Source organism: Achromobacter sp. D7-1, assembly GCF_059760445.1.
Window position 1 is genome coordinate 1 of sequence record NZ_JCBAMT010000077.1, and the last position, 12,590, is coordinate 12,590.

At 66.4% G+C, this 12,590-nt stretch carries 10 protein-coding genes; 5 read left to right on the plus strand and 5 right to left on the minus strand.

The features are described 5' to 3' along the window. Positions 1-75 precede the first annotated feature (75 nt). From gatB to gatC, 3 genes are read right to left on the minus strand one after another with little or no spacing between them, the layout of a single operon-like run. Positions 76-1,533, minus strand: coding sequence for an Asp-tRNA(Asn)/Glu-tRNA(Gln) amidotransferase subunit GatB (gatB, locus tag AC6LKD_RS25545; RefSeq protein ID WP_013396751.1), 1,458 nt, complete (start codon positions 1,531-1,533; stop codon positions 76-78). Positions 1,534-1,537: 4 nt separating this feature from the next. Next, entirely contained in the window at positions 1,538-3,073 is a 1,536-nt protein-coding gene (gatA, locus tag AC6LKD_RS25550) for an Asp-tRNA(Asn)/Glu-tRNA(Gln) amidotransferase subunit GatA (protein WP_498117823.1), read from the minus strand. Between the two features lie 3 nt (positions 3,074-3,076). Further along, a complete protein-coding gene (gene gatC / locus AC6LKD_RS25555) occupies positions 3,077-3,385 on the minus strand; it encodes an Asp-tRNA(Asn)/Glu-tRNA(Gln) amidotransferase subunit GatC (protein WP_498117824.1) in 309 nt (102 codons plus the stop codon). Between the two features lie 227 nt (positions 3,386-3,612). Here gatC and AC6LKD_RS25560 point away from each other — a divergent pair, with 227 nt between their 5' ends. From AC6LKD_RS25560 to rodA, 5 genes are all read left to right on the plus strand, one after another. Continuing rightward, positions 3,613-4,656, plus strand: a complete 1,044-nt coding sequence (locus tag AC6LKD_RS25560; protein WP_006216320.1) for a rod shape-determining protein — start codon at positions 3,613-3,615, stop codon at positions 4,654-4,656. An 84-nt stretch (positions 4,657-4,740) separates the two neighbouring features. Further along, on the plus strand, positions 4,741-5,625 hold the full coding sequence (mreC, locus tag AC6LKD_RS25565; RefSeq protein WP_013396748.1) for a rod shape-determining protein MreC: 885 nt from the start codon (positions 4,741-4,743) through the stop codon (positions 5,623-5,625). Next, positions 5,612-6,178, plus strand: coding sequence for a rod shape-determining protein MreD (gene mreD / locus AC6LKD_RS25570; protein ID WP_013396747.1), 567 nt, complete (start codon positions 5,612-5,614; stop codon positions 6,176-6,178). The genes mreC and mreD overlap by 14 nt, the downstream gene beginning before the upstream one ends. A 15-nt stretch (positions 6,179-6,193) precedes the next feature. Further along, positions 6,194-8,119: a penicillin-binding protein 2 gene (gene mrdA / locus AC6LKD_RS25575; RefSeq protein ID WP_013396746.1), complete on the plus strand. Its 1,926-nt coding sequence runs from the start codon at positions 6,194-6,196 to the stop codon at positions 8,117-8,119. After that, the gene (gene rodA, locus AC6LKD_RS25580; RefSeq protein WP_492273954.1) at positions 8,119-9,255 is read left to right on the plus strand and encodes a rod shape-determining protein RodA; all 1,137 of its coding nucleotides are present in this window, start codon (positions 8,119-8,121) and stop codon (positions 9,253-9,255) included. The genes mrdA and rodA overlap by 1 nt, the downstream gene beginning before the upstream one ends. Before the next feature lie 773 nt (positions 9,256-10,028). On the opposite strand, the gene AC6LKD_RS25585 is transcribed toward rodA, so the two are convergent. Further along, a complete protein-coding gene (locus AC6LKD_RS25585; RefSeq protein ID WP_013396744.1) occupies positions 10,029-11,081 on the minus strand; it encodes an Ldh family oxidoreductase in 1,053 nt (350 codons plus the stop codon). Between the two features lie 12 nt (positions 11,082-11,093). Further along, a complete protein-coding gene (locus AC6LKD_RS25590) occupies positions 11,094-12,587 on the minus strand; it encodes a DASS family sodium-coupled anion symporter (protein ID WP_498117825.1) in 1,494 nt (497 codons plus the stop codon). Positions 12,588-12,590: the final 3 nt, after the last annotated feature.

Sequence of the window (12,590 nt, forward strand, 5' to 3'; positions counted from 1 at the left end):
CGGCAATACGCCGCGGCCCTTCGTTTCGTCTGATACTTCCTGAGCGCACCGTTGCGAGGCGCGCCCGGTCCGGGATCAGCTATCCAGCTTCTGCTTCAACAGATCATTCACCTGCTGCGGGTTGGCCTTGCCGCGGGCGGCCTTCATGATCTGGCCCACCAGCGAGTTGAACGCCTTCTGCTTGCCGGCCCGGTACTCTTCCACGATGGCCGGATTGGCGGCCAGCACCTCGTCGATCATGGCGCCGATGGCGCCGGTGTCGCTGATCTGCTTGAGGCCGCGGGCGTCGATGATGGCATCGGCCTGGCCGCCGTTTTCGCCGGCCCACATGGCGCCGAAGACTTCGCGGGCGATCTTGTTGGAGATGGTGCCGTCGATGATGCGGCCGATCAGGGCAGCCAGCGCCGGCGCCTGCACCGGGGAGTCGGCGATGCTCTTTTCGTCCTTGTTCAGGGCGGCGGAGACTTCACCCATGACCCAGTTGGCGGCCAGCTTGGCCTGGCCGGCCGGCAGCGCGTGCGCCACGGCCTCGAAGTAGGCGGCGAGGTCGCGGCTGACGGTCAGCTGGGCGGCGTCGTAGGCGGGCAGGCCGTACTCGGATTCGAAGCGCGCGCGCTGGGCGGCCGGCAGTTCGGGCATGGCGGCGCGGACCTCGTCGACCCAGGCGCTGGAAATCACCAGCGTGGGCAGGTCGGGGTCGGGGAAGTAGCGGTAGTCGTGCGCGTCTTCCTTGCTGCGCATGCTGCGCGTTTCGTCGCGGTCAGCGTCGTACAGGCGGGTTTCCTGGACCACCGTGCCGCCGTCTTCGATCAGCTCGATCTGGCGCCGCGCTTCATAGACGATGGCGCGTTCCAGGAAGCGGAACGAGTTGACGTTCTTGATCTCGGTGCGGGTGCCGAATTCCTTTTGGCCCACCGGTCGCACGGACACGTTGGCGTCGCAGCGGAACGAGCCTTCCTGCATGTTGCCGTCGCAGATGCCCAGCCACACGACCAGGCTGTGCAGGGCGCGGGCATAGGACACGGCCTCGGCGGCCGAGCGCATTTCCGGCTCCGTCACGATTTCCAGCAGCGGCGTGCCGGCGCGGTTCAGGTCGATGCCGCTGGCGGGCGCGCCGTTGGCCAGGTTGAAGTCGTCGTGCAGGGACTTGCCGGCGTCTTCTTCCAGGTGGGCGCGCGTCAGGTTGACGGTTTTCTCTTCCTCGCCCACGAAGAACGACAGCGAACCGCCCACCACCACCGGCAGCTCGTACTGGCTGATCTGGTAGCCCTTGGGCAGGTCGGGGTAGAAGTAGTTCTTGCGCGCGAACACCGAGCGAGGCGCGATGGTGGCGCCCACGGCCAGGCCGAAGCGGATGGCGCGTTCGGCGGCGCCGCGGTTCATGACCGGCAGGCTGCCCGGCAGGGCCAGATCGACCACGTTGGCGTGGGTATTGGGTGCGGCGCCGAATTCGGTGCTGCTACCCGAAAAAATCTTGGAGTCCGTGGAAAGCTGGGTATGCGTTTCCAGGCCGATGACGATTTCCCAGTTCATGTTGTCAGCCTTGCTGGACCGGGGCACGCGTGTGCCAGTCCGTCACTTGTTGGTAGCGGTCGGCGATGGCCAGCAGGCGGCCTTCGTCGAAGTAGTTGCCGATGATCTGCAGGCCTACCGGTCGCTGGTTGCCAGCGCCACCGAAACCGCAGGGGATCGACATCGCAGGCAGCCCGGCCAGGCTCACGCCCAGGGTGTAGACGTCCGCCAGCCAGTCGGCGGTGGGATCGTCGCGGTTGTCGCCGATGTTCTTGGCCACGGTGGGCGTCACCGGACCCATGATCACGTCGCACTGGTCCGCATAGGCGCGCTGGAAGTCCTGCGCGATCAGGCGGCGCAGACGCTGTGCCTGCAGGTAGTAGGCGTCGTAGTAGCCGTGGGACAGCACGTAGGTGCCGATCAGGATGCGGCGCTTGACCTCGTCGCCGAAGCCTTCGGCGCGCGAGCGGCTGATCATTTCGTTCAGGTCGCCGTACTGGGCGGCGCGGTGGCCGTAGCGCACGCCGTCGTAGCGCGCCAGGTTGCTGGAGGCTTCGGCGGGGGCGATGACGTAATAGGCGGGAATGGCCAGCTCGGTGCGCGGCAGCGACACCGGCACGCGCACGGCGCCCAGCGCCTCGAATTGGGCCAGCGCGGCTTCGACCGCGGCGGCCACGTCAGGCGCCAGGCCGGCGCCGAAGTATTCGGCGGGCACGCCGATGCGCAAGCCCTTCAACGGCTGGCTGCCGGCGGCGTCAAAACGGCCCTGGGCCGCCTCGAAGTCGCGCCGGACGCGGCCGGGCTCGTTGGTGGCGGCGTCGCATTTTTCCAGGCTGGTGGCGTCGCGCGGGTCGAAGCCGCTGATGACGTCCAGCAGTTCGAGCAGGTCGCGGGCGCTTTCGGCCAGCGGGCCGGCCTGGTCCAGGCTGGAGCCGAAGGCCACCATGCCGTAGCGGGACACGGTGCCGTAGGTGGGCTTGATGCCGCTGACGCCGCACAAGGCGGCGGGCTGGCGCACCGAGCCGCCGGTGTCGGTGCCGGTGGCGGCGGCCACCAGGCGGGCGGCCACGGCGGCGGCCGAACCGCCCGAGGAGCCGCCAGGCACGGCGGCGTGGTCCCAGGGGTTCTTCACGGCGCCGTAGGCGGAATTCTCGTTGCCGGAACCCATGGCGAATTCGTCGCAGTTCAGCTTGCCGAGCGACACGGCGCCGGCCTCGCCCAGGCGCTCTACGACGGTGGCGTCGAACGGGCTGACATAGCCCTCGAGCATCTTGCTGCCGGCGGTGGTGCGCCAGCCGCGGGTGACGAAGGCGTCCTTGTGGGCGATCGGGATGCCGGCCAGCGGGCCGGCCGAGCCGGCAGCCAGGGCGGCGTCGGCGGCGCGGGCCTGGGCCAGCGTCAATTCGGCGTCAATATGTAAAAAGCAATTCAGGCCGCTGGCCGTTTCGGCGGCCGCCAAGGCGCTTTGGGCGAGCTCGACGGCGCTGACCTGGCGTTGCGCAAGGGCCGCGCGCAGGGCGGCGATCCCCTTGAATTGGGTGTGCAGAGCGGGTTTCGTCATGACTTAATCCAGGACCTTGGGAACCAGGAACAGGCCTTCCTGGGCGTCGGGGGCGTTGGCCAGCAGCTCTTCGCGGCGGGCCTCCGAGCTGGGTTCGGTCACGGCATCTCCACGCAGGCGCAGCACGATGTCTTCGTGGGCGGACAGCGGGTGGGCCAGGGGTTCGACCCCCTGGGTGTCGACGGACTGGAGCCGTTCGATCAGGTGAAGGATGCCGTTGAGTTCGGCCTGCGCGAGGGTGCGCTGGTCGGGGGTCAGTTCGATTCTGGCCAGCCGGGCAATGCGGGCCACATCTGTGTCATTGAGCGCCATGGGGGATTGCAAATCGATAAGCGAAGGCCGAGGGGCGGGAGAGGGCAGTATGCATACGCCGAACCCGTTACAAAGCTTGAATAGCCTGCATTTATGCGCTATTTCCGGGGAAATTATAAGTTATGATTCACGGTTTAATCGCCGTGATGACAGGCGGACCCGTTGTTTTACGGGCCCTACGCCCCGCGGCATGTACCTCATTCCCCCCAGAATTTAGCTGAGCTCCCATGTTCGGATTCCTGCGCAGTTATTTTTCCAGCGATATGGCGATCGACCTCGGTACCGCCAATACGCTGATTTACGTCCGCGGCAAGGGCATCGTGCTCGATGAACCGTCCGTGGTCGCAATCCGTCATGAAGGCGGTCCCCACGGCAAGAAGATCATCCAGGCCGTCGGGCACGAAGCCAAGCAGATGCTTGGCCGCGTTCCCGGCAATATAGAGGCCATCCGGCCCATGAAGGACGGCGTCATCGCCGACTTCACGGTCACCGAGCAGATGCTCAAGCAGTTCATCCGCATGGTGCACCCGCGCAACATGCTGGCGCCCAGCCCGCGCATCATCGTTTGCGTGCCCTGCGGCTCCACCCAGGTTGAACGCCGCGCCATCCGTGAATCGGCCCTGGGCGCGGGCGCGTCCCACGTCTTCCTGATCGAAGAACCCATGGCCGCGGCCATCGGCGCCGGCCTGGCCGTGTCCGACGCCAGCGGCTCCATGGTCGTCGACATCGGCGGCGGCACCACCGAAGTGGCGGTCATCTCGCTGGGCGGCATGGTCTACAAGGGCTCGGTGCGCGTCGGCGGCGACAAGTTCGACGAAGCCATCGTCAACTATATCCGCCGCAACTACGGCATGCTGATCGGCGAGCCCACCGCCGAACTGATCAAGAAGGAAATCGGCTCGGCGTTCCCGGGTTCCGAAGTCCGCGAGATCGAGGTCAAGGGCCGTAACCTGGCCGAAGGCGTGCCGCGCAGCTTCACGGTCTCGTCCAACGAGATCCTGGAATCGCTGACGGATCCGCTGAACCAGATCGTTTCCGCCGTCAAGATCGCGCTGGAACAGACTCCGCCCGAACTGGGCGCCGACATCACCGACAAGGGCATCGCCCTGACCGGCGGCGGCGCGCTGCTGCGCGACCTGGACCGCCTGCTGCAGGAAGAGACCGGCCTGCCCGTCGTGGTCGCGGACGATCCGCTGACCTGCGTCGTGCGCGGTTGCGGCGAGGCGCTGGAACACCTTGAGAAACTGGGCGCCATCTTCATCAACGACTAATTTTGCCCGCCAGCCCGGAGCCCCGCTTTTTCACGGCTCCGGCCGCTGCCGGAGCGACGGACGCGGGCGTCCGGGCTGAGATTCATGCAACGACAAGGGACTCCTCCCCTATTCAGGCGCGGCCCACCCGCGGAGGTGCGGCTGGTCGTTCTGGTCGTCCTTGCTCTGGCCCTGATCGTCATGGATTCGCAATGGCGCATGCTGGAACCGGCGCGCCGGACGATATCCGTGGCGCTGTACCCCTTCCAGCGCGCCGTCATGGCGCCGCGCGACCTCGTCCAGCAAGTGAACGAATGGGTCAACGCGGCCAATCTCATCCGTAGCGAAAACGAAGCCCTGCAACGCCAGCGCATCGAGCTGGCCCAGGTGACCACGCATGGCGCCCAACTGGCCGCGGAAAATTCGCAGTTGCGCCGGCTGCTGGGCGTGACCGACACCGTGGCGCAATCCGCGGTGGTGGTCGAGGTCATGTACGAACCCACCAACGCGTTCACGCAGCGCCTGGTGTTCAACAAGGGCAGCAAGGCTGGCCTGGCCCCGGGCATGCCGGTGATCGACGAAGGTGGCGTGGTCGGACAGATCGTGCGCGTCACGCCGATGACCGCCGAGGCGGCGCTGGTCACCGACGAGCAGGTCTCCATTCCCGTGCAGCTACTGCGCAATGGCCTGCGCCTGATCGCGTTCGGCGGCAACTCGCCCGGCAAGATGGAAGTCCGTTACCTTGCCGCCAATGCCGACATCAAGGAAGGCGATACTATCGTTACCAGCGGCGTCGGCGGCCTGTTCCCGGCCGGCCTGCCGGTGGCCAAGGTGACCTCGGTCGAACGCGATACCGCCTCCGGCTTTGCGCGCGCCGTGTGCGAACCGCTGGCCCATCCCGAACGCTACCGCCACTTCCTGGTTCTGCAGGTCGATGTGGAACGCGCCGAGTCCAACCGTCAGGAGGTCGATTCCGGTGGATCGGACTAAGCAATCCTCGGGGCAGGCCACGCGCCGCCTCGGCACCCCCAGCAATGTGCAGCCCGACCGGCTCTCCGGCCCCGCGCATGGCGTGTTCGTCTGGGCCACGGTGCTGGTGGCGTGGCTGGTGTCGCTGCTGCCGTGGCGCCTGTGGCAGGGCGCGCCCGACATTCTGCTGCTGATCATCGCCTTCTGGTGCGTGCACGAGCCGCGCCGTATCGGCCTGTTCACCGCGTTCTTCTTCGGCCTGCTGATGGACGTGCACGATGCCGGCCTGCTGGGCGAACACGCGCTGTCGTACACGCTGGTCGCATACGGCGCCGTGGTGCTGCACCGCCGGCTGCAGCGGTTCGACCTCTGGAGCCAGGCCATGCATATGCTGCCTGTGTTCTTCATCGCCCGCTTCGTGACCCAGATCATCCATGCGTGGCTGGCCGGCAAATGGCCGGGCTGGGATTGGGGCATCAGCGTGCTCCTGACCGCCGCCCTGTGGCCGCTGGCGGGCTGGGTTCTGCACTTGCCGCAGCGCGGTGTCGACGACGCCGAATCTTCCTCCGCCTGACGGCGGCGCCGCGTCATGTTCGAGTTCAAGAAAACCGGCCAGCAGCAGAAGCAGCGTTTCCGCCTGCGCGCCTGGGTGGGCGGGCTGTTCGCGCTGGCCTGCTTCGGTGTGCTGATCGGCCGGTTCTGGTACCTGCAGGTCGACCGCTACGAAGGCCTGTCCGAGCGCGCCGACCGCAACCGCATCGCGGTCGTACCGATTCCACCGCGGCGCGGCGAGATCCTGGACCGCAATGGCGAGGTGCTGGCGCGCAACTACCGTACATACACGCTCGAGGTCGTGCCGGCGCAGGCGGGCAATCTCAACGAACTGTTCCAGCGGCTGACCGAAGTCGTGTACATCAGCCCGACCGACCAGCGCCGTTTCAAGCGGCGCGCCGCCGAGTCCAGCCGCTACGCCAGCCTGCAGTTGCGCAACAATCTCAACGAAACCGAGGCCGCCTGGTTTGCGGCGCATTCCTTCCAGTTTCCCGGCGTGGAACTGCGCGCTCGCTGGGTGCGCGAGTATCCACAGGGCGCATCGGCGGGTCACGTGGTCGGCTATATCGGCCGCATCGCGGAGGGCGACAACGAAGAGCTGGAGCGCGCCGGCCAGTTGGGCAACTACCGCGGCACCGATGTCATCGGCAAGAAGGGCATCGAGAAGACCTGGGAAGAGCAACTGCACGGCCGCACCGGCCTGGAAGAGGTCGAAGTGACCGCGGGCGGCCGGCCCATGCGCACGCTGCGCCGGATCGATCCCGTGCCTGGCTCCGACATCATGCTGTCCATCGACCTGGGCCTGCAGAAGGTGGCCGAAGCGGCTTTCGAGGGGCAGCGCGGGGCGCTGGTCGCCATCGATCCCGATACCGGCGAGGTGCTGGCCTTCGTCTCGCAGCCTTCGTTCGACCCCAACCTGTTCGTGGACGGCATCGACGTGGACAACTGGCGCATGCTGAACGAATCGCCGGACCATCCGCTGATCAACCGGCCGCTGTACGGCACCTATCCCATCGGTTCGACCTACAAGCCTTTCGTGGCCCTGGCCGCGCTGGAACTGGGCAAGCGCCGCGCCACCGATCGCATCTCCGACCCCGGCTACTACGAATTCGGCGGCCAGAAATTCCGCAACGCCGGCGGCGCGGCCTACGGCATGACGGACATGCACAAGGCCATCGTGGTGTCGTCCGACACCTACTTCTATTCCTTGGGCCCCGAGATCGGCGTGAACGCGCTGCACGATTTCACCAAGCAATTCGGCTTTGGCCAGATCACGGGCATCGACCTGGAAGGTGAAAAGCGCGGCGTGCTGCCCTCGACCGACTGGAAGCGCTCGGCCTACAAGGACAAGGAGCGCCAGCGCTGGTATGCGGGCGAGACGATTTCCGTGGCGGTGGGGCAGGGCTACAACGCCTTCACGCTGCTGCAGCTGGCGCAAGGCACGTCCACGTTGGCCAACAACGGCCTGTACCGCCGCCCGCACCTGGTGCACGCGGTGCGCGATCCGCGCAGCGGCGTGGCCAAGCCCACCGAGTCCGCGCCCGATTACCGCATTCCTCTCAAGCAGGCCAACGTGGATGTGATCAAGAACGCCATGGCGGACGTGGTGCGGGCCGGCACGGCGCGGCGCGCGTTCGCCAACACGCCTTACCAGGCGGCCGGCAAGACCGGCACCGCGCAAGTGTTCAGCCTGCGCGGCGGCCATTACCGCGCCAGCGCCATCGACGAACGCCTGCGCGACCACGCGCTGTTCATGGGTTTTGCGCCGCTTGAGCACCCCCGCATCGCGGTGGCGCTGATCGTCGAGAACGCCGGTTGGGGCGCCAGCGTCGCCGCGCCGGTCGCCCGCAAGGTGTTCGACTACTGGCTGGCCAAGGACCGCCAGGACAAGATCGTGCGGCCCGACCGCGCCGACCCCTTGGCCTCGGTCGAGGAAATCGCTTCCGACGTGGTGCGCCGATAATGAAACGCCTGGGCCTTATCCTGCTACGCGTGTTCACGGCCTTCGATTGGCCGCTGTTGGCGATCCTGCTGATGTTCGCCGCGCTCGGCATGACGGTGATGCATTCGGCGGTGGGCGGCACCGACTGGCGCTTCGCCGAACAGTCGCGCAATTTCGTCATCGCCTTTTTTGCGATGTGGGTCATGGCGCTGATTCCGCCGAAGTGGCTGATGAAGCTGGCCTTGCCCTTCTATGTGGTGGGCGTGGTGCTGCTGCTGGGCGTGGAGTTCTTCGGCGAAACCAGCAAGGGCGCGACCCGCTGGCTGAACCTGGGCGTGACCCGCATCCAGCCTTCCGAGATGATGAAGATCGGCGTGCCGATGATGCTGGCCTGGTACTTCCAGCGCCACGAGGGCGCGGTCCGCATCCGCGACTTCCTGGCCGCTGCCGCCATGCTGGCCGCGCCTTTCGGCCTGATCGTGCTGCAGCCCGACCTGGGTACGGCGCTGCTGGTGTTCGGCGCCGGTTTCTTCGTGATCTACTTCGCGGGCCTGTCGTTCAAGCTGCTGGTGCCAGTGATGCTGGCCGGCATCATCGCCATCGGCACGCTGGTCTACTACGAGGACCAGCTCTGCGAGCCCGAGGTGGACTGGGTGGTGCTGCACGACTACCAGAAGCATCGCGTGTGTACGCTGCTCAATCCCAGCTCCGATCCGCTGGGCAAGGGCTTCCATACGATCCAGTCGATGATCGCGGTGGGCTCGGGCGGGGTCTACGGCAAGGGCTACATGAAGGGCACGCAGACGCACCTGGATTTCATCCCGGAGCGCACTACCGACTTCATCTTCGCCGTGTACGCCGAGGAATTCGGACTGTACGGCGGGATTGCCATCCTGGTGCTTTACGGCTTGATGATGGCGCGCGGGCTGACGATCGCGTCGCGGGCGTCGTCGCAGTTCGGCAGGCTGCTTGTCGGAGCGCTGACGATGATGCTGTTCATCTATGTATTCGTGAACGTGGGGATGGTGACGGGGATTCTGCCGGTGGTGGGGGTGCCGTTGCCGTTCATGAGCTATGGGGGGACGGCTTTGTTCACCATGGGGATTGCGTTTGGGATCATGATGAGTATTAGTCGGCATCGGTCGGTTAAGACTTGATCGGATCTTGGGTTTTTATCGGGCGGGCGATGTCTTCGTAGGTCGCCCGTCGTCGCGGGCGGCGTGGCGGCTCGCGCCCACGATTGCGGTCCGGAGCGTTCGCTCCGGACTTCCCCGTCGTCATCCTCGTCCTCGCCTTCGGCGACTCCTTCGGATTCCCTCGGGCGCATCGAGGTTGCGAGCCTCCACGCCGCCCGCGACGACGGGCTACGTGCGTCTTGGTTCGCTGCGCCGCTAGAGTTGTGGTTGGTGGCGGGTCTTGCGTGGCCCGTTGAATTCGGCCGTGCGGACGGCCGAATTCAACATACGCGGTTGGGGGCGTCGTAGCGGCGGTCGCTTTCGCGCCATTTAATGATGACCCGTGTTTGATGCGCGCGCAGCGTCATTCTTGACCGCAAGACACCGTGGAAGCCTCGGAAGGCCGCCCGCGCGGCCGGCCCGAGGCGAGCCCCGCAAGATCCTCCGCCATACCCCCACCCGTTGCCAGAACGCCAAGCACACCGCTCGCCCCAGCTGACTTCAGATTGCAGCTGAACGAGCCCGTCGCGTCGGTGGCCCGCCATGCGCGGGGCGTCGATAAGCCCGACGGAATCCGTAGGGAAGGCCGAAGGCCTGGACGAAGATGACGAAGGGGGGGGCGCCGAGGCAAGTCCGGAGCGAAGGCTCCGGACCGCAATCGTTGCCCCGCGCATGGCGGGCCGCCGACGCGACGGGCGTCTTAAGAACCAACGACGCCTGCAAGCAAGCGCTACCCGCAAGAACAGCCTGCAACCTCAAGCAGGCAACGCCTCAGGCACCCCAAGGTCGACGGCCAGCTTGGTCAAGCCATCCCAGATCCGGCTGTCGAACGTCAACGCATCCTCGTTCAACGCCCGATTGCGGGCTTCATACTCGCCCGGGTACTGCACGGCCTCGACGCCCGGTTGCGGCTTGCAGGCGTGCAGATAGTCGATGAACGCGCCCACCTCCATCGACCGCCAGTCCGTATTGAAGTCCACCTGCGGGTCCAACAGCAGCGCGAACATATTGTTCGTCGCCACCCCGTTGCGCGGATGCTCGGGCTGGATCGTGCCGCCGCCCGACAGCACGCCGGCCAGCAGCTCGGCCACCAGGCCCAGCGCGTAGCCCTTGTGGCCGCCGAATGGCAGCAGGGCGCCCGGCGGGTCGGTGAACAGCGCATTGGGATCGGTGGTCGGGTTGCCCTGGGCATCGATCAGCGATCCCGCAGGCGCTTCCTCGCCCTTGGCCGCCAGCACCCGCGCCTTGTTGACGGCGATGGAACTGGTGGCCATGTCCACGATGAACGGCGGACGGCCGCCAGGCAGCGGGCCGGCGAAGCACAGCGGGTTGGTGGTCAGGCAAGCCTGCGCGCCACCGAAAGGCGCTACGGTCGGCGAGCGGTTGATCACGTTGGTGAAGGCCAGCAGGATCAGGCCCTTGGCCGCCACCATTTCGCCATAGTGGCCCATGCGGCCCAGGTGATGGCTGTGCCGCAGGGTCAGGATGCACTGGCCGTGTTCCTGCGTGCGCTCGATGGCCTTCTCGATGACGACCTTGCCGACATATTGGCCCAGCCCGTGGTGGCCATCGTAGGCCAGCATCGCGCCGCGGTCGTTGACCAGTTCGGGCCGGCCGTCGGCCTGGGCCAGGCCTTCGGACAGCACGCGCCGGTAGTTGGTCAGGATGGACAGGCCGTGGCTGGTGTAGCCCACCCGGTCGGACTCGACCAGGTGCTCGGCCACGTCGCGCGCGATGTCCTCGGGAACGCCTTGGGCCATCAGCACGCGGCGGCCGTATTCATTGGCTTGGGCGATCGAAATCTTCATGATGCGGCCTCCTTACAGCCAGCCCAGCCAGCGCCAGTAGGTCATGCCCATCAGCAGCATCAGCAGGTAGCCGACGATGGTGACGATGATGCCAACCTTGGCGAACTGCTTGGCGTTGAAGGTTTCCGTACCCAGGCACACCATGTTCTGCGGCGCGTTGATGGGCAGGATGAAGCCGTAGCTGACCACGAAGCCCAGCAGCATCGTCATACCCAGGCGGCTGAAGTCGCCCGGCAGCGTGGCCAGCACCGAGATCAGGATCGGCAGCATGGCCGAGGTCAGCGCGGTGGCGCTGGCGAAACCCAGGTGGATGACGATGAGGAAGGCAGCCAGGATCGCGAAGATGGCCAGCGGTCCCAGGTGGTCCAGGCCGGTGTGCGCCACCACCTGGTTGCCCAGCCATTGGCCGGCCTGGGTCGTCAGCAGGGCGGTGCCCAGGCTGATGCCGACGCCGAACACGATCACGGTGCCCCATGGGATGCGCGATTGCACGTCTTTCCAGGTCATCACGCCAAAGCGCGGCAGCAGCAGCAGGACCAGGCCGAAGTAGGTGGTGGAGGTGGTATCGAACTTGTGCAGCTTGCCTTCAGTCGACCAGAACAGCAGCAGCATGAGCGACACGGCCATCAGGCGCTTCTGCGCGCCGGTCATGGGACCCAGTTCAAGCAGCGACTTCTCGACGGCTTCCTTGCCTCCCGCGATGCTGTCGCTTTCCGGCGGCAGCAGCTTGAGCACGACGAAGATCAGCACGGCCGACATGATCAGCGACCAGGGCGCGCCGGCGATCAGCCAGTCCGACCACGCCACGCGTTCGCCCAGCATCTTTTCCATGAAGCCGACGGTCAGCAGGTTCTGCGCGGCGGCGGTCTGGATGCCGACGTTCCAGATGCTGGTGGCTTGGGCCACGATGATCATGATGCCGGCGGCGATGTTGGAGCGCTTGTCCACGCCGAAGGCCGCGATGACGCCCATCATGATGGGCACCACGGCCGCGCTGCGCGCGGTGGCGCTGGGCACGACCAGGCTCAGCACGATGGTCACGGCGATACATCCGATCAGGATGCGGCGCGTGCTGGTGCCCACCCTGGCCAGGGTCACCAGCGCGATGCGCCGGTCCAGCCCGGTGAAGGTCATGGCCGCGGCAATGAACAAGGCGCCGGTGACCAGCGCCAGCGCCGAGTTCGAGAAGCCTGCCAGCGCCATGCTGATCGCGGCCGAGGTGCCATAGATGACTTGAGGGTCTTTGATTGTCGGAGCCGTGCCCAGCAGGAAGGCCATCAGCGTCGTGATCATGATCGCGCTGGCTTCGTAGGACACGGCTTCGGTAATCCAGACCACCACTGCGAATGCCAGGATGGCGAGCATCCGGTGGCCCGCGACCGGCAGGTCGGCGGGTAGCGGCATCATCAGCACGCCGATCATCACGAGGACGCCGGCGACGAGTCCGATTGGAATTTTGGTTTTCTTTGGGGCTTGCGAGGCAGGGACGGCGGCTTGCGCGGTCATATC